This window comes from Microbacterium lacus, assembly GCF_002812805.1.
GTDB lineage: Bacteria > Actinomycetota > Actinomycetes > Actinomycetales > Microbacteriaceae > Microbacterium > Microbacterium lacus_A.
This window is the reverse complement of sequence record NZ_NMUM01000005.1, coordinates 175,662-199,248: the sequence shown is the minus strand read 5'-3', so window position 1 is coordinate 199,248 and position 23,587 is coordinate 175,662. Positions and strand designations below refer to the sequence as shown.

At 66.2% G+C, this 23,587-nt stretch carries 46 protein-coding genes and 1 pseudogene; 34 read left to right on the top strand and 13 right to left on the bottom strand.

The genetic code is table 11. The features are described 5' to 3' along the window. Nucleotides 1–33: 33 nt before the first annotated feature. Nucleotides 34–267 carry a hypothetical protein gene (locus tag CGU34_RS01575; protein WP_100813068.1) on the bottom strand — a complete coding sequence of 78 codons (234 nt, stop codon included), beginning with the start codon at nucleotides 265–267 and terminating at the stop codon, nucleotides 34–36. Between the two features lie 3 nt (nucleotides 268–270). Here CGU34_RS01575 and CGU34_RS01570 point away from each other — a divergent pair, with 3 nt between their 5' ends. From CGU34_RS01570 to CGU34_RS01410, 34 genes and pseudogenes are all read left to right on the top strand, one after another. After that, nucleotides 271–969 carry a hypothetical protein gene (locus CGU34_RS01570; protein WP_100813067.1) on the top strand — a complete coding sequence of 233 codons (699 nt, stop codon included), beginning with the start codon at nucleotides 271–273 and terminating at the stop codon, nucleotides 967–969. Beyond that, nucleotides 966–1,571, top strand: coding sequence for a hypothetical protein (locus CGU34_RS01565; RefSeq protein WP_100813066.1), 606 nt, complete (start codon nucleotides 966–968; stop codon nucleotides 1,569–1,571). Before CGU34_RS01570 ends, CGU34_RS01565 begins: the two co-directional genes overlap by 4 nt. Then, the gene (locus tag CGU34_RS01560) at nucleotides 1,568–2,152 is read left to right on the top strand and encodes a hypothetical protein (protein WP_100813065.1); all 585 of its coding nucleotides are present in this window, start codon (nucleotides 1,568–1,570) and stop codon (nucleotides 2,150–2,152) included. The genes CGU34_RS01565 and CGU34_RS01560 overlap by 4 nt, the downstream gene beginning before the upstream one ends. Continuing rightward, nucleotides 2,149–2,544 carry a hypothetical protein gene (locus CGU34_RS01555; RefSeq protein WP_100813064.1) on the top strand — a complete coding sequence of 132 codons (396 nt, stop codon included), beginning with the start codon at nucleotides 2,149–2,151 and terminating at the stop codon, nucleotides 2,542–2,544. The genes CGU34_RS01560 and CGU34_RS01555 overlap by 4 nt, the downstream gene beginning before the upstream one ends. Next, a complete protein-coding gene (locus CGU34_RS01550) occupies nucleotides 2,541–2,807 on the top strand; it encodes a hypothetical protein (RefSeq protein ID WP_100813063.1) in 267 nt (88 codons plus the stop codon). The genes CGU34_RS01555 and CGU34_RS01550 overlap by 4 nt, the downstream gene beginning before the upstream one ends. Then, entirely contained in the window at nucleotides 2,804–3,187 is a 384-nt protein-coding gene (locus CGU34_RS01545) for a hypothetical protein (protein ID WP_100813062.1), read from the top strand. The genes CGU34_RS01550 and CGU34_RS01545 overlap by 4 nt, the downstream gene beginning before the upstream one ends. 11 nt (nucleotides 3,188–3,198) lie before the next feature. Beyond that, nucleotides 3,199–3,543: a hypothetical protein gene (locus CGU34_RS01540; RefSeq protein ID WP_100813061.1), complete on the top strand. Its 345-nt coding sequence runs from the start codon at nucleotides 3,199–3,201 to the stop codon at nucleotides 3,541–3,543. Next, on the top strand, nucleotides 3,543–3,863 hold the full coding sequence (locus tag CGU34_RS01535) for a hypothetical protein (protein WP_100813060.1): 321 nt from the start codon (nucleotides 3,543–3,545) through the stop codon (nucleotides 3,861–3,863). The genes CGU34_RS01540 and CGU34_RS01535 overlap by 1 nt, the downstream gene beginning before the upstream one ends. Before the next feature lie 868 nt (nucleotides 3,864–4,731). Continuing rightward, nucleotides 4,732–5,082, top strand: a complete 351-nt coding sequence (locus CGU34_RS01525) for a hypothetical protein (RefSeq protein ID WP_157811189.1) — start codon at nucleotides 4,732–4,734, stop codon at nucleotides 5,080–5,082. After that, a complete protein-coding gene (locus CGU34_RS01520) occupies nucleotides 5,079–5,729 on the top strand; it encodes a molecular chaperone DnaJ (RefSeq protein WP_100813058.1) in 651 nt (216 codons plus the stop codon). Before CGU34_RS01525 ends, CGU34_RS01520 begins: the two co-directional genes overlap by 4 nt. Beyond that, nucleotides 5,726–6,457 (top strand): helix-turn-helix domain-containing protein, encoded by a 732-nt coding sequence (locus CGU34_RS01515; protein ID WP_100813057.1) that lies wholly within the window; start codon nucleotides 5,726–5,728, stop codon nucleotides 6,455–6,457. The genes CGU34_RS01520 and CGU34_RS01515 overlap by 4 nt, the downstream gene beginning before the upstream one ends. Nucleotides 6,458–6,516: 59 nt before the next feature. Beyond that, the gene (locus CGU34_RS01510; RefSeq protein ID WP_100813056.1) at nucleotides 6,517–7,818 is read left to right on the top strand and encodes a DNA cytosine methyltransferase; all 1,302 of its coding nucleotides are present in this window, start codon (nucleotides 6,517–6,519) and stop codon (nucleotides 7,816–7,818) included. Further along, complete coding sequence (locus CGU34_RS01505) at nucleotides 7,815–8,276, top strand: XF1762 family protein (RefSeq protein WP_198517646.1); 462 nt, start codon at nucleotides 7,815–7,817, stop codon at nucleotides 8,274–8,276. Before CGU34_RS01510 ends, CGU34_RS01505 begins: the two co-directional genes overlap by 4 nt. Further along, complete coding sequence (locus tag CGU34_RS01500; RefSeq protein ID WP_100813055.1) at nucleotides 8,273–8,749, top strand: hypothetical protein; 477 nt, start codon at nucleotides 8,273–8,275, stop codon at nucleotides 8,747–8,749. Before CGU34_RS01505 ends, CGU34_RS01500 begins: the two co-directional genes overlap by 4 nt. A 7-nt stretch (nucleotides 8,750–8,756) precedes the next feature. After that, nucleotides 8,757–9,122: a hypothetical protein gene (locus CGU34_RS01495; protein WP_100813054.1), complete on the top strand. Its 366-nt coding sequence runs from the start codon at nucleotides 8,757–8,759 to the stop codon at nucleotides 9,120–9,122. Then, the gene (locus CGU34_RS01490; protein ID WP_100813053.1) at nucleotides 9,119–9,655 is read left to right on the top strand and encodes a hypothetical protein; all 537 of its coding nucleotides are present in this window, start codon (nucleotides 9,119–9,121) and stop codon (nucleotides 9,653–9,655) included. Before CGU34_RS01495 ends, CGU34_RS01490 begins: the two co-directional genes overlap by 4 nt. Further along, nucleotides 9,652–9,948 (top strand): glutaredoxin domain-containing protein, encoded by a 297-nt coding sequence (locus tag CGU34_RS01485; RefSeq protein ID WP_100813052.1) that lies wholly within the window; start codon nucleotides 9,652–9,654, stop codon nucleotides 9,946–9,948. The genes CGU34_RS01490 and CGU34_RS01485 overlap by 4 nt, the downstream gene beginning before the upstream one ends. Next, nucleotides 9,948–10,430, top strand: coding sequence for a single-stranded DNA-binding protein (locus tag CGU34_RS01480; protein ID WP_100813051.1), 483 nt, complete (start codon nucleotides 9,948–9,950; stop codon nucleotides 10,428–10,430). Before CGU34_RS01485 ends, CGU34_RS01480 begins: the two co-directional genes overlap by 1 nt. Before the next feature lie 270 nt (nucleotides 10,431–10,700). Then, nucleotides 10,701–11,453: a hypothetical protein gene (locus CGU34_RS01470; protein ID WP_157811188.1), complete on the top strand. Its 753-nt coding sequence runs from the start codon at nucleotides 10,701–10,703 to the stop codon at nucleotides 11,451–11,453. A gap of 236 nt (nucleotides 11,454–11,689) precedes the next feature. After that, nucleotides 11,690–11,797, top strand: a pseudogene (locus tag CGU34_RS17625) (HNH endonuclease); the annotation flags it as partial. 21 nt (nucleotides 11,798–11,818) lie between these two features. Continuing rightward, a complete protein-coding gene (locus tag CGU34_RS01465) occupies nucleotides 11,819–12,019 on the top strand; it encodes a hypothetical protein (RefSeq protein ID WP_232711484.1) in 201 nt (66 codons plus the stop codon). Between the two features lie 14 nt (nucleotides 12,020–12,033). Continuing rightward, a complete protein-coding gene (locus CGU34_RS17485; RefSeq protein WP_269800283.1) occupies nucleotides 12,034–12,165 on the top strand; it encodes a hypothetical protein in 132 nt (43 codons plus the stop codon). 70 nt (nucleotides 12,166–12,235) lie between these two features. After that, nucleotides 12,236–12,517 carry a hypothetical protein gene (locus CGU34_RS01460; protein WP_100813047.1) on the top strand — a complete coding sequence of 94 codons (282 nt, stop codon included), beginning with the start codon at nucleotides 12,236–12,238 and terminating at the stop codon, nucleotides 12,515–12,517. Further along, the gene (locus CGU34_RS01455) at nucleotides 12,498–13,124 is read left to right on the top strand and encodes a hypothetical protein (RefSeq protein ID WP_100813046.1); all 627 of its coding nucleotides are present in this window, start codon (nucleotides 12,498–12,500) and stop codon (nucleotides 13,122–13,124) included. The genes CGU34_RS01460 and CGU34_RS01455 overlap by 20 nt, the downstream gene beginning before the upstream one ends. Next, complete coding sequence (locus CGU34_RS01450; protein WP_157811187.1) at nucleotides 13,124–13,495, top strand: hypothetical protein; 372 nt, start codon at nucleotides 13,124–13,126, stop codon at nucleotides 13,493–13,495. The genes CGU34_RS01455 and CGU34_RS01450 overlap by 1 nt, the downstream gene beginning before the upstream one ends. A 176-nt stretch (nucleotides 13,496–13,671) precedes the next feature. Beyond that, the gene (locus tag CGU34_RS01445) at nucleotides 13,672–14,040 is read left to right on the top strand and encodes a hypothetical protein (RefSeq protein WP_157811186.1); all 369 of its coding nucleotides are present in this window, start codon (nucleotides 13,672–13,674) and stop codon (nucleotides 14,038–14,040) included. Between the two features lie 751 nt (nucleotides 14,041–14,791). Further along, nucleotides 14,792–15,103: a hypothetical protein gene (locus CGU34_RS01440; RefSeq protein WP_157811185.1), complete on the top strand. Its 312-nt coding sequence runs from the start codon at nucleotides 14,792–14,794 to the stop codon at nucleotides 15,101–15,103. Beyond that, nucleotides 15,103–15,243, top strand: coding sequence for a hypothetical protein (locus CGU34_RS17080; protein ID WP_198517644.1), 141 nt, complete (start codon nucleotides 15,103–15,105; stop codon nucleotides 15,241–15,243). The genes CGU34_RS01440 and CGU34_RS17080 overlap by 1 nt, the downstream gene beginning before the upstream one ends. Further along, nucleotides 15,240–15,983 carry a hypothetical protein gene (locus tag CGU34_RS01435; protein WP_100813042.1) on the top strand — a complete coding sequence of 248 codons (744 nt, stop codon included), beginning with the start codon at nucleotides 15,240–15,242 and terminating at the stop codon, nucleotides 15,981–15,983. The genes CGU34_RS17080 and CGU34_RS01435 overlap by 4 nt, the downstream gene beginning before the upstream one ends. Then, entirely contained in the window at nucleotides 15,980–16,552 is a 573-nt protein-coding gene (locus tag CGU34_RS01430; protein ID WP_100813041.1) for a hypothetical protein, read from the top strand. The genes CGU34_RS01435 and CGU34_RS01430 overlap by 4 nt, the downstream gene beginning before the upstream one ends. Beyond that, nucleotides 16,549–16,815 carry a hypothetical protein gene (locus CGU34_RS01425; RefSeq protein ID WP_100813040.1) on the top strand — a complete coding sequence of 89 codons (267 nt, stop codon included), beginning with the start codon at nucleotides 16,549–16,551 and terminating at the stop codon, nucleotides 16,813–16,815. The genes CGU34_RS01430 and CGU34_RS01425 overlap by 4 nt, the downstream gene beginning before the upstream one ends. Nucleotides 16,816–17,088: 273 nt before the next feature. Then, nucleotides 17,089–17,628: an HNH endonuclease gene (locus CGU34_RS01420; RefSeq protein WP_198517643.1), complete on the top strand. Its 540-nt coding sequence runs from the start codon at nucleotides 17,089–17,091 to the stop codon at nucleotides 17,626–17,628. Beyond that, on the top strand, nucleotides 17,625–17,831 hold the full coding sequence (locus tag CGU34_RS01415) for a hypothetical protein (protein ID WP_100813038.1): 207 nt from the start codon (nucleotides 17,625–17,627) through the stop codon (nucleotides 17,829–17,831). Before CGU34_RS01420 ends, CGU34_RS01415 begins: the two co-directional genes overlap by 4 nt. Before the next feature lie 185 nt (nucleotides 17,832–18,016). Continuing rightward, nucleotides 18,017–18,274 carry a hypothetical protein gene (locus tag CGU34_RS01410; protein WP_100813037.1) on the top strand — a complete coding sequence of 86 codons (258 nt, stop codon included), beginning with the start codon at nucleotides 18,017–18,019 and terminating at the stop codon, nucleotides 18,272–18,274. A gap of 17 nt (nucleotides 18,275–18,291) precedes the next feature. On the opposite strand, the gene CGU34_RS16820 is transcribed toward CGU34_RS01410, so the two are convergent. The 12 genes from CGU34_RS16820 to CGU34_RS16810 form a co-directional block, all read right to left on the bottom strand. Beyond that, nucleotides 18,292–18,492 carry a hypothetical protein gene (locus CGU34_RS16820; RefSeq protein ID WP_157811184.1) on the bottom strand — a complete coding sequence of 67 codons (201 nt, stop codon included), beginning with the start codon at nucleotides 18,490–18,492 and terminating at the stop codon, nucleotides 18,292–18,294. Nucleotides 18,493–18,706: 214 nt separating this feature from the next. After that, a complete protein-coding gene (locus tag CGU34_RS01400) occupies nucleotides 18,707–18,928 on the bottom strand; it encodes a helix-turn-helix transcriptional regulator (RefSeq protein WP_100813035.1) in 222 nt (73 codons plus the stop codon). Between the two features lie 201 nt (nucleotides 18,929–19,129). Further along, a complete protein-coding gene (locus CGU34_RS01395) occupies nucleotides 19,130–19,411 on the bottom strand; it encodes a hypothetical protein (protein ID WP_100813034.1) in 282 nt (93 codons plus the stop codon). Continuing rightward, nucleotides 19,408–20,073: a hypothetical protein gene (locus CGU34_RS01390; RefSeq protein ID WP_198517642.1), complete on the bottom strand. Its 666-nt coding sequence runs from the start codon at nucleotides 20,071–20,073 to the stop codon at nucleotides 19,408–19,410. The genes CGU34_RS01395 and CGU34_RS01390 overlap by 4 nt, the downstream gene beginning before the upstream one ends. 180 nt (nucleotides 20,074–20,253) lie before the next feature. Next, entirely contained in the window at nucleotides 20,254–20,607 is a 354-nt protein-coding gene (locus tag CGU34_RS01385; protein WP_100813032.1) for a hypothetical protein, read from the bottom strand. After that, nucleotides 20,604–21,257 (bottom strand): hypothetical protein, encoded by a 654-nt coding sequence (locus CGU34_RS01380; protein WP_100813031.1) that lies wholly within the window; start codon nucleotides 21,255–21,257, stop codon nucleotides 20,604–20,606. The genes CGU34_RS01385 and CGU34_RS01380 overlap by 4 nt, the downstream gene beginning before the upstream one ends. After that, nucleotides 21,254–21,421, bottom strand: coding sequence for a hypothetical protein (locus CGU34_RS16815; RefSeq protein WP_157811182.1), 168 nt, complete (start codon nucleotides 21,419–21,421; stop codon nucleotides 21,254–21,256). The genes CGU34_RS01380 and CGU34_RS16815 overlap by 4 nt, the downstream gene beginning before the upstream one ends. Then, complete coding sequence (locus CGU34_RS01375) at nucleotides 21,418–21,825, bottom strand: hypothetical protein (RefSeq protein ID WP_157811181.1); 408 nt, start codon at nucleotides 21,823–21,825, stop codon at nucleotides 21,418–21,420. The genes CGU34_RS16815 and CGU34_RS01375 overlap by 4 nt, the downstream gene beginning before the upstream one ends. 29 nt (nucleotides 21,826–21,854) lie before the next feature. Further along, nucleotides 21,855–22,190 (bottom strand): hypothetical protein, encoded by a 336-nt coding sequence (locus CGU34_RS01370; protein WP_157811180.1) that lies wholly within the window; start codon nucleotides 22,188–22,190, stop codon nucleotides 21,855–21,857. Between the two features lie 121 nt (nucleotides 22,191–22,311). Beyond that, a complete protein-coding gene (locus CGU34_RS01365) occupies nucleotides 22,312–22,524 on the bottom strand; it encodes a hypothetical protein (RefSeq protein WP_100813028.1) in 213 nt (70 codons plus the stop codon). Then, nucleotides 22,521–22,742 (bottom strand): hypothetical protein, encoded by a 222-nt coding sequence (locus tag CGU34_RS01360; RefSeq protein WP_100813027.1) that lies wholly within the window; start codon nucleotides 22,740–22,742, stop codon nucleotides 22,521–22,523. The genes CGU34_RS01365 and CGU34_RS01360 overlap by 4 nt, the downstream gene beginning before the upstream one ends. Then, nucleotides 22,742–22,882 (bottom strand): hypothetical protein, encoded by a 141-nt coding sequence (locus tag CGU34_RS16810; RefSeq protein WP_198517641.1) that lies wholly within the window; start codon nucleotides 22,880–22,882, stop codon nucleotides 22,742–22,744. The genes CGU34_RS01360 and CGU34_RS16810 overlap by 1 nt, the downstream gene beginning before the upstream one ends. Nucleotides 22,883–23,587 lie beyond the last annotated feature (705 nt).

Genomic DNA, 23,587 nt, shown 5'->3' with positions numbered 1-23,587 from the left:
CGGCGCGTTAACGGAAGGATCTGACCCACGCACCTAGACGGCGCCAAGTACAGCCGCCCCGCCGAGATCGTCGCCGAACTCACCGGCGGTCTCATCTTCGACCCCGTCGCGTTCCTGAACCTCGACGAGAAGAAGCAGCGCGACGCTCTGCTCGCGAAGGTCGACCTGCCTATCGACCTCGACGAACTGGCACGGCAGAAAGCAGGCGCGGAGTCGCGGCGAGCAGACGCCGGGCGAGAGTTGAAGCGCCTGCAGGGCGCCCTCCACTCCATGCCGAAGCCCGCGGCCGACCTGCCGGCCGAGAAGGTCTCCGCCACGGACATCCTCGACGAGATCCGCGAGGCCGACGCCCACAACCGATCCGTCGAGCGAGCGAGACTGAACGTCAGCGCGATCGAGAACCAGATCCGCGACCTTGAGGCTGAACTCGTCGCGGCGCGGGCCGCGCTCGACGAAGCTGCCGAGACATCGCTTGCGGACCTCATCGACACCGAGCCGATGCGCGCCCGCCTCCGTGACGTCGAGGACATCAACGACGCCGTGCGCGCAGCGGCCGAGTACCACGAACTCGAGGCGCAGCTCGCCCGAGCTGCCGACTACCACGCCGCCGCGCAGACCAACCTCGACGACATCGACGCACGAAAGCGCGCCGCGCTCGCCGAGGCCGTGTTCCCCGTCGACGGCCTATCGGTCGACGAAGAGGGCATCACGTTCAACGGCATCCCGTTCTCGCAGACCAACTCCGCGGCCCGCCGCTCGGTCGCATTCGCGATCGCCACGGCCGGGAATCCGAAGCTGCGTCTCGTCATCGTCAAGGACGGCGACTTGCTCGACGAGAAATCAGTCGAGGCGATCGAGGCGATGGCCGATGAGCGCGGGTACACGGTACTCATGGAGCGGGACCGCGACCAGTCCCGGGCGATCGGCTTCACGATCGTCGACGGCGAGCTGCAGGACGCCGCGGGATGAGCTGGCGCGATCGCATCATCGACGCCGGTGATAGCCGAGAGTCCTGGCTGCGGGCACGCTACGACATCGTGGGGGCGTCTGACGCGAAAGCGCTCGCGCGCGAGTCATCGGTCGAGTCGGTCCTCAAAAGCAAGCTCGCCGATCGTGCCTGGCTCGGCAACGCGTACACAGCGTCGGGCCAGCGATGGGAGCCGATGTTGCTCGCGTGGGCTGGCATCCCGGGCAACACCGCGTTGATCCATTCGGAACGCGAGCCCGGGCACGCATGCACACCCGACGGCATCCTCGAGCTACCGAACGGCCGGGTCGGCCTCGCAGAGGTGAAAGCGAAGCACGGCATCATCGTGACCGGTCCGACTCTTGCCGAGTGGAGGCAGGTCGCGTTCCAGCTCTACTGCTTCCCCGAGGCCGACTGGGTCGAGTGGGTGTGGGGCGAGATCCTCCGTAACGGTGAACTCCGCCAGGGCAACCCGAAATCCATCCGCATCGAGCGGGACCATCCGAAGATCGTCCAGATCCAGTTGAAGCTCATTCCGCTGGCCGATGACCTTCTGTTCGCGCTGCGCGCCGCGCGCGCGTTCGAGAGAGAGCTGAGCGCATGAGCGACGAAGTGAAGGAGACCATCGCCGAGTTCGAGCGCGCGGCTATCGCTACGGGCGAGTGGCGTGGCACCGTCGTCGAGTTCTCCGATGACCTCACCGTGTGGGTGCCGTTCATGGTCCTCACGGAGGACGTGACGCATCCGAAGTACGCGCGGGCGACCGTCTGCCGCAAGGGCGTCAAGATCGACACGGTCGTCACGATCGGCTGGGACGAGTCCGTTCCCGATGCCGCCACGGAGGAAGGCATGTTCTGGCTTTCGAGGTGGCTCAAGGCACCCCACGCTCTGTTCGGCGCCGCGGCCGTCCGTGCCGCGCTCCGCCGCGCGTTCCGTGACGTCATCCAGGATCGACAGGTCGCCGAGGAGAGCACGTGGGTGTCGCCGGTCGATTCGTCGCCCGCGCCGGCTGCCAAGGAGCCGGCCACGGACTACGCCGCTCTCATTCGGGACGCCAAGACGGCAGAAGACGTGAACACCATCATGGGATGGGCGAAAGAGTCCGGAGACTTCACCGACGTGATCCGCACGGTCGGGCTCACCCGTGTCGGCGTGCTCGCGAGGGAAGCGAAGGCGGCCACGTGAGCATCGTCGAGGTCATCACCGCCGCCGGCGAGATCGTCGAGTTCGACACGACGAACCCCCCAGAGCTCGAGCAGCTCATCGTCGTCCTCGGAGAGAGGCTCGAGCAGCTGCCCGGAGAGCTCGCGGCGCTGAACGAGGATCGCTACGCGAAAGAGCGGGCCCTGCTCGCGAAGATCGAGGAGCGACGCGCGCACTACCTCGACGAAGGGAAGACCGCCACGTACGCGCGGTCCCGTGCGCTCGTCGACGCGATGGATGAGCGGCTTGCGCGTGACAACGCGAAGGTCGCCTGGCACTACGCTGCCGACTCACTCAAGGCTTACACGACGCGCTTCAACGGCCTGCTCAACATCAACAAGGCGAACCACGCCGCGATGATGGGCCACCGGTGAGCACGGTCGCGCCGATCGAGGGCACGGACATCGACCTGTCGTGGGTCGACCTCGAAGAAGAAGTGCCGTGCGAGGTACCTGGATGCTCGAACGAAGCCGCGTGGAACTACCGATGCAAGGCGTGCGGCAAGCGGAACCTCGTTTGCGAAGCCCACCATCGCAGGATCGGTGCTCAGAGCGCGTTCGGGATGGTGTTCAAGTGCTCGTCGTGTAACGGCTCGTGGAAGCCGCTCTCCGAGACGTTCGACATCATCCCGATATGAGCGCTGCGGTCACGCCGAAGACACGCTGGATCGTCGTCGCGCGGGACACCGACGCGCAGGGTGTCCCGCGCTGCCAGTGGTGCGGGAAGCCCGTGCTCATCGACTGGGGCCACTACTCGCTGCAGCACCGTCGCGCTCGCGCGATGGGTGGCTCGCGCCTCGCCGACACGAACCAGGCCCACAACCTCGTGCTCGTACACGGATCAGCGACCACCGGATGCCACGAGCACATCGAAAGCCACCGCGACGAAGCCCGAGAGCGCGGCTTCAACCTCCGGCAAGGCACCAACCCCGCCACCATCCCGCTCGTCGACTGGCGCGCACGGAGGTGGCTTCTCAGCCCCGACGGGACTCGCGTCCTGCTCGCCCCCGAACCATAGGAGGTGCCCCCGTGGGCACGAACTACTACGCCCACTGGACGCCGCCCGGCGCTCAGAACGTCACCATCCGCCTGCACATCTGTAAGTCGCTCGTGATGTTCAACGGGCAGGTCTTTCCGACGTGGACGGCCTGGAAAGACTTCCTGACGCACGGCACGAAGTTCGAGACTCTGACCATCGTCGACGAGCACGGCAAGGAGCACGAACTCGGCGAGTTCGTCCGCGGCGTCGAGTCCACCTCGCGCGAGTCACGACGCCGCCAATACGACTTCGAGGTCCACGACCCGGACATCGACACGACTCACTCGTGGCTCGATCCCTACTTCTTCTCGTTCCACAACGGGGAGTTCAGCTGATGCGAACGACCGTCTACGTCGCCCATTGGCCACAGCTCGGAATCGTGAAAGTCGGCCAGACCATCCTCCCCTCGAGGGTGCGCCGGCACGAGCGGAACGGCGCGCAGATCCTCGCGCTTATCCACAACGCGACGACAGACCTCGAACACACTCTCCTCGCGGTCGCCGCGAAGCTCGGCCCCCGCGCTTTCAAAACATGGCGGGACGCCGTGCCGACGCTCGGAGCCGGAGGGATCGGATTCACCGAATGCTTCGAGCTGGGACCGGGCGCGATCACAGACCTGATGGAGGCCGTCCACAATGCGGATTCGCAGCACTAAGCCCGAGTTCTGGAGGTCTGAGCGCGTCGCCTCCGTCTCCTGGGACGCACGACTCGTGCTGAAAGGGCTCGAATCGTTCGTCGACGATAACGGGGTCGGCAGGGACGATCTGGCCCTGATCGTCGGTGACCTGTTCCAACGCGATCTAGTTCGCGACTCCTCGCGAACTGTCGCGAGGGTCTCGGAAGCCCTCACCGAGCTGTCGGGAGCGGGTCTGCTGCACCGATACGAGGTTGACGGCACGAAGTTGCTCTACCTGTCCTTCTGGGAGTCGTTCCAACGAGTCGACAAGCCTCAGCCGGGACGAATGCCCAGGCCAGACGGTACTTACGACTACAAGGAGTCGATCATTCGCGAGCCAGGCGCGAACATTCGCGAAGCCTCGCGAGCCCTCGCGCCTGGAACAGGGGAACAGGGGAACAGAGGAACAGAGGAACAGAGGAGAGGGGGCGGCGCTACAGCGCCCTCTCCGTTCTGCCATCACCACCCCACGGGAACCGACAAACCCTGCAAGGCGTGCGCCAACGCGCGGATGCGATTCGAAGCGACGAAGCGCGACGAGAAGTCGCGGCCGACGCCCGTCCCGCCTCGAAAGGGCGAGGTCAGCGGCATGTGCTCACAGCACCCGGACTATCCGCTGCCGTGCGACCGATGCGAACGAGACCGAAAGGCGGCCTGACGTGGAACCCATCGAAGCGAAACATCCGGCTGTTTGCCCCGAATGTGGTCGGTTCATCCAGGTCGGCGACCTGATCGTCCGAAACGCCGACATGCGGTGGGTACACGCCACGTGCCCGGTCGAGGAGAAACGACCGGTGTGCCCGGACTGCTTCACCGAGACAGCACTCAACGGAAGGTGCATGTGCCCATGACCACTATCAGAACCACCGACGACCTTGAGACCGTGCGTGACGCCCTCGGTCGAGCCATCACAGGCCGGGCCCACTTCGTCGACCGAGCGGTGCTGCAGCGGCTCATCGCAGACCTCGACCAGCAAGCCGCGCTGATCGAGCGCGGGGGAGTCGTGACAGACCCGGTCGCGGCCGCTGTCTCCGCGCGACGCGCCTACGACCAGGAGGTCTCGGACAGCATTCGCGAAGGGCGGGCATCAGGAGCGAGCTTCTCGGCTGCGTTCCTCGCCGCGGAGAACCGACTCAGCGACCAGCAGTTCCACGTCTACATGGACCAGTACCGACAAGCCAGCAGGAGCACACGATGAGCGCATGGCCCGACAAGATGACCGTCGCCCCGATCGGCGAGTGGCCCGGTCTTCTCACGAAGACCCGGAAGTCTTCGCCGTTCCGCACGACGCTGACGGAGACGCTCAAGCTCCTCGACCGGGAGACATGGCACCTCGCGGCTACTGATGCCCAGATCAGGACAGCAGAGCTGCTCATCGCGGTCCCGGCCGGCCAGTTCCGCATCGACGGTCGGCCGCGCGCCGACGCCCGCCCCGAGCATCCCGGCGTGATCTTCTCGATGGACTCCCGCCACGGCCGCCTGTCCTACCCGTGCGACACGTTCACGACATGGCAGGACAACCTCCGAGCGATCGCGCTCGCGCTCGAGGCGCTCCGGAAGGTCGACCGCTACGGCGTCACGAAACGCGGCGAGCAGTACCGAGGATTCCTCGCACTCGAAGCGACGGCGGCGCCCGCCGGGTTCGCCACGGCAGAGGACGCGCTTCGGTTCCTGCGAGAGATCAGCGGCGTCGCCGCGGACGTTTACGAAGCACCCGAGGTTCACCTCCCGCGGGTCATTCGTCGAGCGCGGCGCGCGGCGCACCCCGACATGGGCGGCGACGCAGACACGTTCCAGCGGGTCTCCCTCGCGGAGGCCAAGCTCCGAGAAGCCGGACGGCTATGAGCGACAAGGCGGTCTGTCCCGCCGATCACGCGCACGGAGCGAACGGAACCTGCTACGTCAGTCACTCGTGCGGCTGTGGGGACTGTCGGCTCGGTCGAGCGGAGTATGAATACTGGCGCAAGCGCATCCGTGCCGCGGGCCGGGAACTCCTCGTCGACGCGATCGGCACACAGCGCCGTCTCCGAGCGCTGGGAGCGATCGGCTGGTCGGGACGCCTCATCGCCGAGCGGTATGGGTTCTCGCAGTCCCTGATCAGCCATATGTACACGGTCCGGCGTGTGCAGACGGCTACCGCGCATCGCATCGCGGCGATCTACGACGACCTGTGGGCGACCCCACCGGTTGCCCGGTCCCCGCACGAGCAGAGCGCGATCACCAAGGCGAAGAGGTGGGCGCTCGAGAACGGTTGGCCGCCCCCTCTCGCTTGGGATGACGACACGATCGATGATCCGAACGCTGTCCCCGCCGAGGACTGGGAACCGATCATCGGCATCACCGTCGGTTTCCTCGCGCGTCTCGACGAAGCACTCGTCGAGGCCGCGATCCGAGGCGAACACCCACGGCTGTCCCCACGGGAGCGGCGCGAGACCGTCAAGCGACTTCACACTCGCCAGTGGTCCAGAACCCGCATCGCCAAATGGATCGGATGCAGCCCCAGAACGGTCGAACGCATCGGCGCCGACCTCGAACTAAGCGGCTACGACCAGGCGGAGATCGCCGCCGCCTGAACCAAACCGCACACCACACAGGGTCGCCTTCGGGCGGCCCTTCTTCGTGAAGGAATGATGTGACACCCCTCATCCGAATCCCGAGCGAATCGCCAGTCACGGCCGTCGATCACTTCGCCGGGATCGGATGGGGCGTCGCGTGCCATCGCCTCGGCATCCGAGAGTACGGGGTTGATATCAACCCGACAGTCATCCGAACCCGCACAGCGAACGGCATGCGGACGATCTATCGGAACGTGTGGGCGGGACTTCTCAACCCTGGACTCGTGCCGGCGCACCGCCTCTACAAAAGCTCACCGCCGTGCCAGACGTTCAGCATGTCAGGCGGTGGCGAAGGACGCCAGGCGCTCGAGGACGTCTACCAAGCCATCGACGACGAGCGCTGGAAGAGCGCGTCCCGTCTGCTCGAGCTGAACGAGAAGATGGACGAGCGAACCGCCCTTGTCCTCACCCCGCTCGCGCACATCTTCCAGCATCGCCCCGAGCTCGTGGCGCTCGAGCAGGTCCCACCCGTCTTGCCGGTATGGCGCAGGATCGCAAGCGTGCTCCGCACCCTCGGGTACTCGGCATGGTCGGGACTCATCAGGTCGGAGCAGTACGGAGTCCCACAGACCCGCGAACGCGCGATCCTGCTCGCACGACTGGACGGGCCCGTGAAGCCACCCAGTCCCACGCACTCCCGCTACTACCCGTCACACCCGGAACGGCTCGACGAGGGAGTAGCCCCGTGGGTCTCGATGGCCGAAGCGCTCGGATGGGACGCGAACGAGCTGGTCGGCTTCCCACGCCTCGGCGATGGCCGCGAAGTCGTCGAGATCGACGGTGTCGAGTACCGCGAGCGGGATCTGCGCCCGGCGTCCGGCCCCGCGCTGAACGTCACGGGAAAAGCGCGCTCATGGGAACGCTTCACAGCAGAACGAGGATTTCTCGGAGCTGGCCGCCAAGCAGGCGAAATGGTAGGCCAACGCGTCCGCCCGATTGCAGAGCCCGCTCACACGATCACCGGGAGCGGCACCGCCGCATGTGTCTTCAACAGGCCAGCGACGACGATCGCTGGGGACTCGCGCGTATGGGCGCCGGGACACAAGGTGAACGCATCCGACCTCGAGCGCCGATCCGACGCGCGCGAACGCTACGGCGACCGTGCCGGGTCCACCGCGATACGCGTGACGCTCGAGGAGGCCGCAGCGCTGCAGTCTTTCCCGCCCGACTTCGTCTGGCGCGGGACTCAGACGGCGCGTTTCCAGATGGTTGGCAACGCCGTACCTCCGCTCATGGCCGAAGCGATCCTCGCGTCTCTCATCGCTGAGCCCGCTGAGTTGTCCGCGTGGGACAACGTCTTCGCGGAGGTGGCCGGGTGAGCGATCGACTACGAATCGTTCCTGTCGATCTGCGCCACGCCCAGGAGTTCGTCACCGAGCATCACCGGCACCACTCAGCGCCGAAGGGTCACAAGATCAGCGTCGGCGTTGCACGCGGCGAGCTCCTCGTCGGAGTCGCGATCCTCGGTCGGCCTACCTCCCGAGTAATTCAGTCGAACTGGGGCTACACGCTCGAGGTGAAACGCACCGCGACCGATGGCACACGCGACGCGAACAGCATGCTCTACGGCGCAGCCAAGCGCATAACCTTCGCGCTCGGTTACGACCGGCTCATCACCTACACGCAGGACGGCGAGACAGGAGCGAGTCTCCGCGCCGCCGGCTTCCGCGTCATAGCTCAACGACCACCTCGCGGCGGTTGGAGCATGCCCAGCCGACCCCGAACCGAAACCGGCCCCACAGGGGTCGCCCGAACTCTCTGGGAGATCACTTCATGAGAATCCTGACCGTACAGAACCCGTGGGCGCACGCCATCATCCACGGCGGCAAGGACGTCGAGAACCGCGGACGCTCGCTCGGCGGCTACCGCGGCCCCGTCGCGATCCACGCCGGCCTGACCAAAGCGGACGCCGCCGACACCCCGCAGTGGGAACTCCTCATGGACATCTGGCGCCGCGAGGGCGACGACTACCAGCTGCACTTCGGAGCGATCATCGGCGTCGTCGAACTCGTCGCCGCACACCACGTCACCACGAGTTCCCTGCCCGGCAAGGTCGGCGCCCCGGTCTGCTGGGACAACGCCACGCCCACCGGGCAGCTCTGCTCGAAATGGGCGGAGAGCTTCGACGACGGATGGCACCTCGAGCTGGCGAACGCGCGGCCGCTGCGCGAACCGATCCTCTTCAAGGGTGCGCTCGGGCTGCGTGGACTCGACGAGCAGACGATCACCGCTATCGAAGCGGCCCTGTGAACCCGTCGTGAGCGGACGTCGGCAGGACGAAGCCGTTAAGCAGGCCATCCGGTCAGACCCGAGCCTGCTCGACCCGACACAGTTCGTGCGACTCAAGACGGGGCGCGTGGAGTGCGTGCTTTGCCGACGTTCGGGAACCGAACGCTCCTTCGTTGGCCTGCCTGACTTCCGCGAACGGTACTGGTGGCAGTCCTGGGCGCCCTGGCAGTACGGCTGCATGATCGCGCACACCTACCGGTGCACGTGCGGTCGCGCGTTCCCCGCCTACAACAACCTCTGGCGCCACATCGGCGGGGAACGCCCCGCCGGCTGGGGCCGCCAAGACGGGCTCGAGCACCGCGCCCTCGACCTTCCCGAAACGGAGACACCGTGATCCTCGGCGTGGACTTCTCGATCACCGGTACCGGCCTCGCCATCCTCGGCGACAACGGCGCGACCGACACATGCACGATCAAGCCACCAAAGGACGACGGCACGGTCCAGTCCATCGCGGAGCGGCTCACGTTCATTGCCGACAAGGCGGAGGCATGGTCGGATCTCGCCCGAGGCGACTTCCTCGTGTTCGAAAGTCCCCTGCACCACGCGCCGAGCGCGCATCGCGGGAAGATCCTCGGCGGGTGGTGGATCACCGCGGCGAGACTCGCGCGGGCCGTGAATGACTCGGCGCTGGTCGTGTCACCCAAGACCCGCGCGAAATACGCCACGGGGAACGGGAACGCGGACAAGAAAGCCGTCCTCGAGCAGGTCCGCGCCCGGTACCCGCAGTTCGTGGTCCGCAACGACAACGAGGCCGATGCCGTCGCGCTCGTCGCGATCGCCGCTCGCATGCTCGGCCGCCCCATCGACCCCGACCTGCCCGAAACCAACCTGTCTGCCCTGCAGGCGCTCAACAAGGAGAACCAATGACAGCACCGGTCCCCGTGACGGTGTACAGCAAACCCTCGTGTGTCCAGTGCACCGCAACCAAGCGGCACCTGGACAGGAAGCACATCACGTACGAGGAAGACGACGCCACGACCGACGGCAACCTCGCCGCGATCCTCTCGCTCGGCCACAAGGCGGCGCCCGTTGTCGTGATAGCCCCAGACGGGCCCGGCTCCGAGCTCTCATGGGCCGAATACCGACCCGACCTCATCGACGCCCTCGCCGAGAACCGAATCGACGACATCCGCAACGCCCTCGACAGAAAGGCCACCTGATGGCGAACGAAACGATTCTGACCGTGGTCGGCAACCTGACCGACACGCCGGACCTCCGCTATACGCAGAGTGGGCTCCCCGTGGTCAACTTCACGATCGCGTCGACGCCGCGGAACTTCGACCGCGCGTCAAACGAGTGGAAAGACGGCACCGCCCTGTTCCTCCGGTGCTCAGCGTGGCGCGAGTTCGCTGAGCACGTCGCGGGCTCGCTCACCAAGGGCATGCGTGTCATCGCGACCGGACGGCTCACGCAGCGCTCATACGAGACAGCTGAGGGCGAGAAGCGCATCGCGATGCAGCTCGAGGTCGACGAGATCGGCCCGTCGCTGCGGTACGCGACCGCACAGGTCACCCGAGCTGCTCGCAGTGATGGCTCGGGCGGCTCGGCGGCGCCGGCGCAGACGACGGATTGGGCGGCAGCTCAGCCCGGCGGGGCGCCGGCGGGAGAGGCGTGGTACGCCGGAGACGAGACCCCGTTCTGATGGGTGATCCGAGACCACCGAAGCACCGGGTGTTCAACGACGACGAGAAGTGGCTCGAGCAGTTCCTCGTGAAGTTGAACCGGAAGCCGGCGAAGTGCTGCGCCGGATGCCGGCGCGGAACAGCGACCCACCCGGGCCCGTGCAGCGACGTCGAGTGCCAGTGCCACGTCAATCCGCCGCGCGCGTGCCGTGCGTGCGGGCGCACCTACTCCGCCCCCGATATGGAGTTCCACGTCCAGCAGGTCCACGGAGGGCAGGAAGGTTCCCACTATGAGTGACCGCGTATGTGTCACGAACGATCTGGACCGCGTACCGCTCGGCGAACGGCCCTGGCCGTGTCGCCGGCGCGGCGTGCATTACGCGGCGTGCGAGGACCAGGCAGAGTGCGGTGGCTGTGTGCCGCGCTCCGCCAGCGTCGGGTTCCTGTGCGACGTGTGCTGGGCGAAGCTGACCGATGCGCTCGATCGCGTCGGGATGCTCACCCTCCACCTCCGCTCGATCGACTCGAACGGGCAAGCGCTGGGGGAGAAGGTCTCGCGCTCGATTGACCAGTCGATGATCGTGCCGGACTCGTGGATCGCCGCGGACGAGCTCATGGACGCCCTCGGCGCTCCGACGATCCCGTCGACCGCGTCCATCGACGAGACGTTCCTGCTCGTCGACGATGCGATCGCGCCGTGGAACAAGAACACGGAAGAGATGGTGAACACGCGCGAGGGCGCGAAGCGCGCGGTCGTGCTCATCCGCCGGATGCAGCGCGCGCTCCGCCGATGGCCCGACAGCGAAGCGGAATGGAGGGCGATTCCGTACGTCCTGTGTCCAACGTGTCTTCACCGAAATCTCTATCGAAAGGCACCGCTGGAGTATCTCGACGAGATCCTCGTCGTTTGTGGGACGAACGGCTGTGACTATCAACGTGAGTGGTTCGAATGGTCCGCCCTGCACGCGCCCATCTTCCAGAGCATCGAAGACGACATGAAGCGTCGTGAGCGCGAAGAACGCAGGAAAGCGAGAGCCGCGTGAGTGGTCGCGGATGCTCAGTCGACGGTTGCGATCGACCGCACAACGCGCGCGGCTGGTGCCGGATTCACTACAGGCGGTGGCTTGCGCGTCAGAAGCCGGATTTTCAGTTCCGGCGCGAGCGGACTGTCGCCGATCGTTTCTGGGCGAAGGTCGCGAAAGCGGGAGACTTCGACTGTTGGGAGTGGACAGCAGGGTTCACGCCGGACGGGTACGGGCGGTTCCGATACCAGAACAGCATGGTCGGCGCACACCGCATCGCGTGGATGCTCACTCACGGGTCGATGCCAACCGAACGGGAGATCGACCACCGGTGCCACAACCGATCGTGCGTCAACCCACGGCACCTTCGCGAAGCGGACGACTCCATGCAGTCCGCCAACCGTGCCGGACCGAGGATCGGCAACGTCTCGGGACACCTCGGCGTATCCCGATTCGGCACAAAATGGCGCGCGCGCGTTCAGCGTCACGGCATCACTCACAACCTCGGCATATTCGACGACGCGGAGGCAGCCGCTGAGGCCGCCTCCGCCAAGCGAGCCGAACTCGACGCGGCGTGGGCCGCATGAAGGAGGCTCGCCGCATGAACGAGATCGAGCTGGCATGGACGCTCACCCTCGGAGCGCTCGGAGTCGCTGTCGTCGTCGGCGGGCTCACCGTGTGGGTCCTGTCGATGGTCGCACGCACCGCGCGCGGCGACTTCGACAACGACTGACCCAACACCGCACGACCCAGGGCCCCCGGCATCCGCCGGGGGCCCTTCCTGATTCCCCCGAAGGACTGACATGACCACCTGGATCGACACTGACCCCGAAGGATTCCCCCCGGGCACGTACATCGTCAACCACCCACCGACCTGCACCGCCCCCGACGCCTACGTCAAGCCGGTGTGCTCCCAGTGGACCCAAGAGATCCACTTCCCCGACATCTGGGCACTGCCCCCGACCGGGTCCGTGTCGCTCCTCGAGATCGCCGTCGTCGCGTCCACTGCGGTTGTGCTCGCCGCGCTCGTCCTGCTCGTCGTCAAGATCAAGGACCACCCCAGCGATGCGCCTCGCGATCGCTGATCCGCCTTACCCGCCGATGTTCTCGGAACGCCGAGACCGCGAAGGGGGACCGCTGCGCGTCACGTCCCGCTCCCGAGCGCGGCGTTGGTACGGCGACGGACCACGGTCTACGACGGACTCGCCGGCGGCGGACTTCCACCCCGAGGCCGGAACATGGGACGACCTCACCGAGCACCGCCGGCTCCTCGAGCGCCTCGTCGACGAGTTCGACGGGTGGGCGATCGCCACGACCCCGGATGGGCTCGGCGCGTACCACCCGCTGCCGATCGCCGCACGGATCATGGCGTGGCATCGCCCCACCGCGATGCCAGGCGGCGGCCGGCTCATGTCGCGGTGGGAACCCGTGATCGTCCTCATCCCCGAGGAACGCCGCGGCCGCGCCGGCATGCGCGTCTCAGACGTACTCACGGCCAACCCACCCACCGCCGGCTTCGTTGGCGCGAAACCCCCCGAGTGGACCCGATGGGTGCTCGACGCCCTCGGATACGAACCCGCGACCGACGAGCTCGTCGACCTCTTCCCCGGTTCAGGTTCGGTCGCCGCGGCCGCCGACGGCATGCTCGCGCTCGCCGGCGCGCACCACAACCCCCGAGAGGAACGACCGTAATGGCAGGAGCAACCTACCTCTGCGGAGGTACGAGCGGCGGACCGTGCCCACGGTGCGGATTCGACACCGAGAAGGGCTACGACCGCGCCCGAGTCTGCATGGAGCAGGACGGCGGATGCGGATGGAGCGACTACGAGCCCGAGTTCTGCGCCATCCCGCCCGAGGGTTGGTGGTGCTCACGCGACCCGAACCACGACGGACCGTGCGCCGCCCGCGAGAAGCAACGCTGGCGCGACAGCCAGGGCGATACGTGGTTCGTCGGTAGCGACGGTCTCATGCACTCGTACGAGACCGCGCCGTTCCCCCGCGAGCACGTCGAGAAGAAATGGGGCCCATTGATGCCCGTACACACGGATGGGAGCACGACATGACGCACGACGCCGCATTGAAGGCCATCGACGGAGCGATCTACCGTTCATGACCGAACCGACAGTTGATGTTGTGGGGTTGCGGGCACTAGCCGAGAAAGCGCTAGATCCGATCGCGGGGACCGTTCCAGTGCGGAGCTCGAAGCAGAGGAAAACGTCATGCAAAAGAGGTCCCGCTGATGGCTAACGGATTGCCGTGGGTCCGGATGGACACCGACACCCACGATCACCCGAAGGTGGTCGAGTTCATCGACGAGCACGGGCAGAGAGGACTAGCAGCCATCGCCGTGTGGAAGTTCGCGATCGAGTACAGCGGACGCCACGCAACGGACGGACTCATCAAGAAAGCCGTTCTGGCCCGTATTCACGGGAATCCCGCAATCGCCCGCCTTCTCGTTGACGGTGGATTCTTCGAGACCTTCGAAGGCGGATGGCGGGTCAAGGGGTACGACGAACACCAACCCACAAGAGAGACCGTCGAGACGATGGCCGCAGCGAGATCCGAGCGTGCCCGTGCCGCAGCTAACGCGAGGTGGGGCAATGGGTGATGCGGTGAGCAATGCCCGAGCATATGCGCTGAGCATGCATGCGGACCATGCGATGCCGAATGCCACGGTACGTACGGTACGAGACGGTACGTACGGAACGGCACGTCTCCAAGACCAAGGAACACAATCTCAAGTTCCTAATCCGCCGACCCCTGTGGATAAAGGCGTTTCGCTCACTCTCCCGACAACTGTGTGGGGCCGTCTCGCCACCGTCGCCGACGACCGGGGTGTCTCAGTCCAGCAACTGATCGTGACCGCGTTGCGCCCGTACCTGTCACCCCAAACCCTCGAAACCCGCATCCGAGACATGGCCCGTGCAGGACTCACCGACCAGCAGATGTGTGAAATGACCGGCCGGGACCGGGCGTTCGTTGCCCGCACACGTCGGGCCGCAGGAATACCAGCCAACAAGGCCAATTCGAGGCACAAGGTAACAGGAAAATGACCAGATCAGTAGTAGAATTGGGACAGCCCCGAGGAGTGCGGAAACACTCAACTCGGGGCCTAACCCAAGCAATCGACGTAACCGATTGGAGGGCTGCCATGGATTCTATCCGTGAATGCTCAGTAGACGGATGCCCCAGGACTAACCGCATTGTTCGTGGGCTGTGCAGCACGCATTACGCGCGATTCCTGCGGCATGGAACGCCGGGCGAAGCCGCAATCAAGCCAGCCTCATGGGAAGGCATGACCTGCGGGACGTGCGGCGTCGAGATCGAGCCTTACTTGGATCACGACGATGGGGGACCAGATGCCTGAGAACGAGGCGCACGAGTGCGTGTTCGTGGAGGAGCAGGAGCCCTCGGGGCGGCTCGTACTGCCGCCGTGCGTGGTCTGCGGCTACAGCGCGATGGATGCGCTGTCGCAGCTTCGAGCCGCGCGGATGGGGTGGATGACGGCCACCGTCACCCGCTCGACCTTCAAGAGGCACGACCTGTATTGCACCGTCTGCGAAGAGGTCGCAGTTGGTTGCACCGACGAGAGGGCATGGGAGTTCGCTGAGCAGCATGCGCACGGACTCAATGGTGACGCCGGGGATCAAGAGATTCAGAGGAGCGAGTGATGGGCAAGCCCTTCTGTGACTACGCCCAAGGATGCACAGTCGCCGACCACTGGGTAGTCCGGGGGGACGAGTACGAACAGCACTTCGAGCACATAGCCCCGACGCCGATCGATCTCGAGATGAGGAGCACAGACGCATGAGCGCTGATGTTGTGGGGTTACGGGCACTAGCCGAGAAAGCGCTGAGCGAGAAGTCGTTTCGCGTCGGTCGGAGGACAAGCTACGGCTCTGAGGAGCATTCGGCGGTCTATCTCGATGACGCGAAGCGGACGCTCGATCCCCTGTTGGACGAGATCACCACACTCCGAGCCGAGAAGGACGCGGCTGTTCGCGAGATGCATTCGCGTGAGCTCCATCACTTCGAGGAAGAGCAACGCTCAGCGCAGCTTGAGGCCGCTCTCGCTGACCGGGACGCACGGATCGAAGCGGCGCTGGTGATTCTGACGAACTACATCGACCCAGACATGCATGTTCGTGACGCAGTTAAGGCCCTCTCCGGTCCTGCTGTTCCTGTCCCGCAGGACAACCCCGAAACCACACGCGACGCGAACGACCCATATACACGGATGGAAACGGAAATGAGTGAGTGGGTTACCGCGCCGGATGGTGAGGAGTTTCGTCGCGGCGCCTGCCAGGGTCACGGCTGCTGCACAGCGAAGCTTCACGAGCACGGCTGCTTCGCTGATTACGACGGCAGTAAGTGCGATCACCCCGAGGCCCACCAATCGACCGGGGAGCAAGCCGAATACCTCTGCTACATCTGCGGAGAACGGCCCCAGGAGCAGGGCGGAGTTTGTTCTGACGAGTGCGAGACCAGCGTAAAAACCGAATCGACTGTTCCGTCCCCTGATGTCCGACCGAAGAACGGAGAGAAACCATGACGTATTTCATCGACAGCTCGGATGGCGGATGCTACCGCGACGCTGACCAGCACGACCCACTCCCGAGCTACATCGGCCCGTTCGCGACGCGCGATGACGCGGAGATGTTCATGATCCAAGCGGCTCCCCTCTGGGGCTCGTATCAGATCGGGAAACTGACGGACCCGCCCGCGGCTGGTGGTGTTAGCCCGACCGCACCCGACGAACGCGAAGCGCTAGCGACCGCTGTTCTGGATGGACTGCTGGCTTCCACGACGGTCCCATTCACACGAGAGTCCGCGGCGGTGATGTGGGTAGTCGAGTCAGTCGAGCGCGCGGGTTTCCGTCGTTCTCGTGAAGCGACCACAGAACCCCAACCCATCACTGACAAGGCGATCGAGGTCGCGGCGAAGATCCTATGGATCGCGCATCAGGACGACCCCGAGTGGGGCGCCCGCGTCGTCGATGACGTGTTCTCGCCCGCTGACGACTGGCCCGACGACGCGCTCCATTTCGGCAATGTCGCCCGGGCCCTTCTCGAAGCGGTGGAGGCTTCACGGTCACCCAAAGACAACGGGGGTAGGTCATGAGTGAGCCGATCGCACTGCGAGTACCGAAGTCCATGCACCCCGACGATGTCGTGTGGGCATTCCGATATGGGGTCGCGTGGGCGCGTTACTCCGTGCTCAGCGATGCATCCGCGATCCGCCGCCACGGCCTGGCATACACAGTGCAGTTCGCGAACGTACACAAGCTAGCCGACCGTGTGCGGCGCGAAGCGACCCGCAGACTACGCGAACGCATCGCCCAGCGGTCACCCAAACCCACAGCGGAAGGCGGACGAGATGCCTGAGACACCCAGCTACCTACACCTCGAAGACGGCTCAACGTTCCCTCGACCAGCGCTAGATGCGGACGAACACCACAGCCCCGCCCACGCGATCAAGTGGAATGGCGGAGGAACACTCAGCCGCGAGCAGGAAACATGGCTGGCGTCGTGCGCGGACGCTTACGGATACCTGATCACGAATCCCGAGATCGCACGCCGCAAAATCCCGATGATTCGCCGGGCACTCGCAGCTTCACGGTCACCCAAACCCACAGAACACACGAACGGGAGGATGACGTGACGACCCTTCGCGAGGCGCGCATGAGCACCATCCTCGAGAACGACACAGAACCCGAGGTCTGGAAGCCTGTGGTCGGGTACGAGGCGTGGTACGCCGTCTCGTCTCAGGGCCGTGTAATGCGTACCGGAGCGGCCCCCGGGGCGACGGTGGGGATGATCCTCGCCACACCACCTGACTCGAATGGTCACCCCCGGGTGAATCTGTCAGCTGGCGACGGCGTGCAATCGAACGCGTGGGTCCACAGGATGATGGGCGACGCATTCCTGCCCAATCCGAACGGATTCCCCGTCGTCCGCCACCTCAACGACATCCCAGACGACAACCGAATCGGCAATCTCACTTGGGGAACGCAATCCGAGAATATGTACGACGTGGTCACCAACGGGCTGCACGCGATGGCGAACAAGACCCACTGCGACCGGGGGCACGCCTTCACGGAAGAGAACACTCACACCTACCGCGGCCGCCGCATCTGCAGAAAGTGTGTCATCATCCGCACGGCCGCATACCGCCGCAGAAAGCAGATGCGCGAGTGAGCGACGGGCCTAACGAGCTCGATGAGGCGCTGGTTCCGCTGGACGTGCTCGAGGCGAGGTTCAACGTCTCACGCTGGACGATCGACCGATGGCTGAAAGCCGACAGCATCGAGCGCCACGTCTACTCAGGGGGCAAGTTTGTCCGGTGGGGAGACCTGCCGCTGAACCACCCCGAAACGACACGCTGGCGCCGCGCGAGCTGACCTGCTACACGCGTGATACGGTCATTTATAGGTTGGCGTATCGCCATCCGCAATCTCGCCCCGCAGGCACAGCCGCGGGGCATTTTCATGCCCACGGTTCGGGGGAATCAAGGGGTGCATGAAAGGCCCGAGGGCGCGCGGCATCCCCATGCCCGCGTCCTCGGGACGACCTCACGGGAGGCGCGATGAGCGATCAGACCAAGCGCGCCCTGGACGAAGCAATCTCCGCCCACATCGCCGACGAAGTCGAGACCGGTGTGATCGTCACGGGCTACGTGCTGCATGCAAGCTACGTCAGCCACGAAAACGTGGGCCGCGGAACGCACGGTTACTTCGCAGAGTTCGCCGAGGACCAGCCGTACCACGTCGCCTACGGGCTGGTCCAGATGCTCAGCGACAAGATCGCAAGCGACTTCGACTACGGCAACGATGCCGACGAATGAAAGCGGCGTGGAACGGCTCAACACGCAAAGAGACGCTGCCGCCCGACTGGGAAACCGCAATTCGCCCTCGCATCCTCAAACGCGACGGGTACCGCTGCCAGCACATCCGGTACGACACAGGGCGCAAATGCGGAGCGTTCGCGAATCAGGTCGATCACATCCACGATCGCGACGATCACCGCGACTCGAACCTGCAATCTCTCTGCCAGCACCACCACCAGATCAAGTCCAGCTCGCAAGGCGGCACCGCAGCTGCAACTAGGCGCCAGGCTGCAAAGAAACGCCGACACCCGGGCCTACTGCCCTAGACGGCTGAGCGTCGCAATCCCGCGGGTCAGATGGGGGACCGTAGCAACAGGCGCAAAGATCCTCGACGGGTATCGCCGGCCGTCTGCCATCCCGGCCAGTGAATCCCGCAACCCTGGCAGACCTTCATCGGGACTTCGAACCGCGTTTCGCAAGATCGGTCCGAGCGCCACGGCCAGGACGGTTCGCCATCCACTTGTCGATCGTCTGGACCCGCCATCCGCGGATGCCCCCGATCGCAACATCCGCCGGCGGCATCTGACCGTCATCGGCGTATGACTTCACTGTCGAACGCTCGAGGCCCGTGTGAGCTGCAATCTCGGACAGACCGAGGTAATGACGTGTCATCTTGCAAGTATCCCACGTGGGGGTAAAGTTACCCCTGCTGATTCGATTCCCTTCGATCCAGCAATCGCCCCGGCACTCTCGACAAGTGCCGGGGCACCTTCGTTCCGGTTCACTTCGGGTCCAGCTGAATGACGACGTGATCCCAGAGGATGCGAGCCCACTCGAGCAGCGACGGGCGTCCGTCAGGCACGAACCGGACGCTCACGGTGCCGTCGTCATCACGCTCTCGAGGATCGCAATGACGGCCCGCGCATCTGCAACATCCCCGGCTCGCGGACGCTGCAACGACCGCCGCGTCCGCGCGATCGCGACGTCCACCGACATCCACCGCGGTGCAATCTGCGGTCCGTCGAGCGTCTCGAGATCCCGTGCAACATGCCCGGCACCACCACCTATCACCGCGACCAAACCCGTCGCCAAGTCGAGCACGACCGGACCGCGTGCAATGTACCGAATCGGCGCGCGGCGACCCGCGAGCTTCACAGCGACGCCCAAAGCGTGCGCTGCAACTCGAGCGCCCCCAGGTGTCGCAATGAGTCCCGGCCGCCGTACATGCGCCACTCTCCGCCAGCCTCACGAACCATGAGCGTCGACTCGATACCGGGCTGGGCCTGTCGTACCGACGCGGAACGCGCGCCCGCGTCATCCCACGTCAGATACGGTCCGTCGACCTCACCATCGGGTGCGTGCGAGAACAGCACTCCAAACTGGCGAGACTTGCAATCTCCGGCATGCCCCTTCGCGTCGCGGCACACACCATGCGCGCCGACTCGCCGCCGACATTGCGACATGATCCTGTCGACGAACTCCCGCGACGTTTCGGGCGATCCCGTCGCGCGCCGCATGGAACGCAATTGCCGCTCCTCCCACAGATCCTTCGCCGATGAACCGAGCTCGTCCCAGTTGAGCGGACGCCGCAATGCAAGTTCCGCGGCCTCACTGTCGGTCACGGCATCCGCGGACGGTGCAATCTCCGGCGCGCTCTCGAGCACAACCCAGTAGCGGAATCGCTCACCGGGGCGCGACGGCCCGTCCGCGTACACATCCGCGAGAGTTGCAACTGAGTCCCGAGTGAACCCGACCGGACCCGGCACCTCGAGCGTCTCGCCGATCAGCGCCGGACCCCAGTATGTCGGGTCTTTCACGATCGCGACCCGCTCACCGGCGGCATGCGCCCGCTCGAATTCACCGCGACGGACTCGCTTGATTGTGACTGTCGATCCCATAATGCAATTCCCTTCGATCTCGCGAGGCTCGACCCTCGCCGTTCGGCGCAATCTGCGCCCGTGTCCTGCCCGGTCACGAACCGGGCGCCGGCGGACCGGTCAGGACTTCCACTGAGGATCGGACCAACGGTGCACCCCGTACCGGGACGCAATAGTTGCAAGTAGCCCCGGGTGCAACTTGCCCCCGCGCAGCAACGCACCGTCATAGTTCGACTGATAGACCGTCACCTCGACACCCTCGACCCGGTACGTCGAGAACGGATCTCCGAATACCGGCACGATCCCGTTCTGCACGTGCACGATATCGACGTCGAGCCCGTCGAGCTCGAGCGGGACGAACGGTGCCCGTACGGCCGCGCCCCACTCGATCCCGTCGAGCGGCGCAATCGTCGCAGCTGCGCCGCCGCCGGGCGCGATAAGCGCAAAAGGTGCAACTACTCGATCCCCGATCATGCCGCTTCTGCCCATACGCCCGGCTCAATCTCGACCCATCCGTCGTCGTCCGCCTCGAGCTCGACCCCGGCCGGCTCGACCGCGTACGGCGCGACGCGCGCGCCCTCGACGGGCACCGCGGGGGGTACGGGCACCGGCTCGACCGTCGCGGCCGGCCGGCGGGTGACGATCGTGTGTATCTGCTGACGGGTGAGTCCGACGGCCGCGGCTGTCTCGACTTTCGACGCGCCCCGCTCGATCGCCTCACGTATCAACGTGTCGCGCCACTCGAGCATCCGCGCGAATTCGCGCAGCTGCGACAGCGTGTAATCGGCGGTCTCGAGGTGCCCGCGCTCACCCTCGACCCGCTCGCGCTCGACCCGCTCGCGCTCGACCCATTCCGACAGCGTGAGGCGCTCGATTTGGTCGCCCCTCGAGTCAGACTCGACCCATTCCCGAAATTCGGCCGTGACGTACGGGCGGACCGTGTGCCACGGGCCCGTATAGGCGCCCTCGATATCGAGACCGCGGAACGTTTTCCCGCGGCGCGTGGCGCGGTCGACCGCGGCACGGTCCCATATGTAAGTGCCACCCCCGCACGCGTCATAGAAGCGTGATTCTTGCCGCGCGAGATACCCCCGCCACGACTCGAGGTCCGCGGCGCTAGTCATGCGCGCACCCCCTCGAGCGTGTCGGCGATCCCGCGCCGGATGCCGGCGAGAGTGCCGGCCGCGACGCGCACGCCCCCGCCGGGCACGTCGACCCGCGCGGAATACATGCCGTGCACGTTGCGCGGCTCGATTAGCACCCCGCGGTACTCGCGATACCCGCTCACGCGCGCACCCCCTCGACCGCGTGGGACTCGAGCACACGGCGCGCCAGCTCGAGCGCGGACGGCTTACCGTCCCATACGTCGTCCGGCACGTCGTCCCACTCGACCGCGTCGACCGCGCAACCCTGCAGGGACGCGGCGCGCGCCGTGATATCCGCGTAATGTGCGTCGCTGATCGCGGTCCATTCCGCCGTATGGCGCGACTTGACGACGTCGACCAGCCATCCCCACACCGTCGAGATATTCGCCGCCGGCACGAGTCCGAAACCCGGCACCTCGACCGCGTCACCCGTGCGCGCCGTGCGCGCCGCCTCGACCGCGTCGAAAGTCCGAAGTAGTACCGCGTCGGAAACCCGCGCCGATAGCGCCCGCACGGCCGGCGGAACGTGCGCTAGGTACGGGTTCACCGCGCCACCCTCGAGCGCCCTCGACCCGGTCACGCGGACTCACCCCGAATAGCTGCAATCGCGGCCGCCGGCCACACGTAATCGACATCGAGCGCCGTCAGAATTGCGCGGGATGTCTTGACCATCGCGACTAGCGTCGCGTGCGCCTCACGCGCGGTCGACCCGATCGACCCATACCCACTATCTGTGAACGGGTGCCCACCGCGGCCGGACTCGCCCGCGCGGGTGACCATAAGCGCATACCCGCCTAGGCCCTTATCGACGCCCACACTGTCACCCGGCGCCGTGACGCCCGCCGCCGTACCGTACGCCGCGATAATCGCGGCTTGCACGGCGAGATCCGCGCGTGTGATTCTTTCGCCCATGATGTTTCCCCTCGATCCGGCGCCCCTCGACGGGCGCCCCATGCGGGTGCCGACTGGCACCCCGTGCGCGTCGCGGGTGTTGCACCCGCGCCCCCGGCTCGTTCCGGTCCGCGCCCCACGCCTAGCGGCGTGTCAGCATCGACTCATCCGCGACACCCTCGACACCGTCCGCCCGACGGATTACCCATAGGGTGCCGGTGTCATACCGGCCGCCCGGATAAGGTCGCACCGTCACGGCCGGCCGCGCCCCGTAGTCGCGCACGACGGGCCCGACACCCGCGCGCACCGTGCCCACAATCACCGCGGCGCCCCGCTCGAGCGTCCGCCCGGTCACAGTTGCACCGCCGGCACCGCGTCGACCTCGACCGGCACCCCTAGGTAGTGCACCGCGTCGCGCGCCCGCTGCGCCCGGGTGAGCGCCCTACGCGCCCGCCGGTGTGCGCCGTCATCCTCGAGCCATAGAGCGGCCGTGAGCGCATCGCGCGCATCGTTCACCGCATCGGCCGCGGCCACCATATCCGCGAGAGTCGCCGGGCGATACTCGACGGCCATCACAGCGCCCGCAGCGTCACGGCGCGGCGCGTACGGCTCACGACAGCGACTTGCGATGACTGGTCGACACACCCGGCCGGTAGCGCGGTGAGGCGCTCGACCGTGTCGAGAATGTCGCGCACGTCATGCCATCCGGGCATTGCCGCTAGGGCGCGATACATTCCGCGGCGCCCTGCCCGCGTCTCGTGAATCGTTCCGGTGACTACTCGCATGTTCGTTCCCCTCGATCCGGCACCCCCTCGACGGGGTGCGATATGTCCACTATACCCCCACACGGTGGGAACGTGTCAAGTATCCGCACACCGGCGCGCCGTACCCCTCGAGTGCCCCTACCCCCTCGAGCTCTGCGCCACCCTCGAGCACCCGCGCCACGCCCGCCATGCCGGCCACCCTCGAGCGCCCCACCCTCGACACCCTCGACCGCGCAGCACACCGCGCCACCCTCGACGCCTCGAGCACGTGCACACCGTGCACACCGCTACCCCGTGCCCATGCCGCGACAGCAGACACCGCCCGCCTGTCACCCCGGCACCGTGCCCCCACGCTTGGCACCCCTCGAGTGTCAAGCGACGCGACACCCCCCGACGCCCGACACCGCGCCGGTGTCAACCGACTTGACGCCGCGCACCCCCTGAGGGGGGTGGGGCCCCCTGCCCCCACCCTTCCCCCGCCCGCAAGCGTTCTGCCTCTCGCGGTGCGCGCGGGTCTGGGGGGTACTGATCCGGCCCCAGGCCACGGTGCGCGCCGAGCCGAAACGGCGTTTCGCCTTCGCAGGTTGGGCATCCTCGAGCGGGCTCGCTGAGCATTCGTGCGCTCGCCTCACGGGCCGAGACCGACTCGACTGA

What these genes read in the sequence shown, in the direction of transcription:
- CGU34_RS01570 (WP_100813067.1), top strand. Translation starts at nt 271, where the DNA reads ATGCCGAAGCCCGCGGCCGACCTGCCGGCCGAGAAGGTCTCCGCCACG.
- CGU34_RS01460 (WP_100813047.1), top strand. Translation starts at nt 12,236, where the DNA reads ATGACCACCTGGATCGACACTGACCCCGAAGGATTCCCCCCGGGCACG.
- CGU34_RS01480 (WP_100813051.1), top strand. Translation starts at nt 9,948, where the DNA reads ATGGCGAACGAAACGATTCTGACCGTGGTCGGCAACCTGACCGACACG.
- CGU34_RS01565 (WP_100813066.1), top strand. Translation starts at nt 966, where the DNA reads ATGAGCTGGCGCGATCGCATCATCGACGCCGGTGATAGCCGAGAGTCC.
- CGU34_RS01435 (WP_100813042.1), top strand. Translation starts at nt 15,240, where the DNA reads ATGAGCGCTGATGTTGTGGGGTTACGGGCACTAGCCGAGAAAGCGCTG.
- CGU34_RS01545 (WP_100813062.1), top strand. Translation starts at nt 2,804, where the DNA reads ATGAGCGCTGCGGTCACGCCGAAGACACGCTGGATCGTCGTCGCGCGG.
- CGU34_RS01500 (WP_100813055.1), top strand. Translation starts at nt 8,273, where the DNA reads ATGAGAATCCTGACCGTACAGAACCCGTGGGCGCACGCCATCATCCAC.
- CGU34_RS01440 (WP_157811185.1), top strand. Translation starts at nt 14,792, where the DNA reads ATGCCTGAGAACGAGGCGCACGAGTGCGTGTTCGTGGAGGAGCAGGAG.
- CGU34_RS01525 (WP_157811189.1), top strand. Translation starts at nt 4,732, where the DNA reads ATGACCACTATCAGAACCACCGACGACCTTGAGACCGTGCGTGACGCC.
- CGU34_RS01560 (WP_100813065.1), top strand. Translation starts at nt 1,568, where the DNA reads ATGAGCGACGAAGTGAAGGAGACCATCGCCGAGTTCGAGCGCGCGGCT.
- CGU34_RS01470 (WP_157811188.1), top strand. Translation starts at nt 10,701, where the DNA reads ATGAGTGACCGCGTATGTGTCACGAACGATCTGGACCGCGTACCGCTC.
- CGU34_RS17080 (WP_198517644.1), top strand. Translation starts at nt 15,103, where the DNA reads ATGGGCAAGCCCTTCTGTGACTACGCCCAAGGATGCACAGTCGCCGAC.
- CGU34_RS01455 (WP_100813046.1), top strand. Translation starts at nt 12,498, where the DNA reads ATGCGCCTCGCGATCGCTGATCCGCCTTACCCGCCGATGTTCTCGGAA.
- CGU34_RS01485 (WP_100813052.1), top strand. Translation starts at nt 9,652, where the DNA reads ATGACAGCACCGGTCCCCGTGACGGTGTACAGCAAACCCTCGTGTGTC.
- CGU34_RS01380 (WP_100813031.1), bottom strand. Translation starts at nt 21,257, where the DNA reads ATGACTAGCGCCGCGGACCTCGAGTCGTGGCGGGGGTATCTCGCGCGG.
- CGU34_RS01360 (WP_100813027.1), bottom strand. Translation starts at nt 22,742, where the DNA reads ATGGCCGTCGAGTATCGCCCGGCGACTCTCGCGGATATGGTGGCCGCG.
- CGU34_RS01410 (WP_100813037.1), top strand. Translation starts at nt 18,017, where the DNA reads ATGAGCGATCAGACCAAGCGCGCCCTGGACGAAGCAATCTCCGCCCAC.
- CGU34_RS16810 (WP_198517641.1), bottom strand. Translation starts at nt 22,882, where the DNA reads ATGCCCGGATGGCATGACGTGCGCGACATTCTCGACACGGTCGAGCGC.
- CGU34_RS01515 (WP_100813057.1), top strand. Translation starts at nt 5,726, where the DNA reads ATGAGCGACAAGGCGGTCTGTCCCGCCGATCACGCGCACGGAGCGAAC.
- CGU34_RS01450 (WP_157811187.1), top strand. Translation starts at nt 13,124, where the DNA reads ATGGCAGGAGCAACCTACCTCTGCGGAGGTACGAGCGGCGGACCGTGC.
- CGU34_RS01520 (WP_100813058.1), top strand. Translation starts at nt 5,079, where the DNA reads ATGAGCGCATGGCCCGACAAGATGACCGTCGCCCCGATCGGCGAGTGG.
- CGU34_RS01465 (WP_232711484.1), top strand. Translation starts at nt 11,819, where the DNA reads ATGCAGTCCGCCAACCGTGCCGGACCGAGGATCGGCAACGTCTCGGGA.
- CGU34_RS17485 (WP_269800283.1), top strand. Translation starts at nt 12,034, where the DNA reads ATGAACGAGATCGAGCTGGCATGGACGCTCACCCTCGGAGCGCTCGGA.
- CGU34_RS01445 (WP_157811186.1), top strand. Translation starts at nt 13,672, where the DNA reads ATGGCTAACGGATTGCCGTGGGTCCGGATGGACACCGACACCCACGAT.
- CGU34_RS01535 (WP_100813060.1), top strand. Translation starts at nt 3,543, where the DNA reads ATGCGAACGACCGTCTACGTCGCCCATTGGCCACAGCTCGGAATCGTG.
- CGU34_RS01370 (WP_157811180.1), bottom strand. Translation starts at nt 22,190, where the DNA reads ATGGGCGAAAGAATCACACGCGCGGATCTCGCCGTGCAAGCCGCGATT.
- CGU34_RS01400 (WP_100813035.1), bottom strand. Translation starts at nt 18,928, where the DNA reads ATGACACGTCATTACCTCGGTCTGTCCGAGATTGCAGCTCACACGGGC.
- CGU34_RS01425 (WP_100813040.1), top strand. Translation starts at nt 16,549, where the DNA reads ATGAGTGAGCCGATCGCACTGCGAGTACCGAAGTCCATGCACCCCGAC.
- CGU34_RS01430 (WP_100813041.1), top strand. Translation starts at nt 15,980, where the DNA reads ATGACGTATTTCATCGACAGCTCGGATGGCGGATGCTACCGCGACGCT.
- CGU34_RS01385 (WP_100813032.1), bottom strand. Translation starts at nt 20,607, where the DNA reads ATGATCGGGGATCGAGTAGTTGCACCTTTTGCGCTTATCGCGCCCGGC.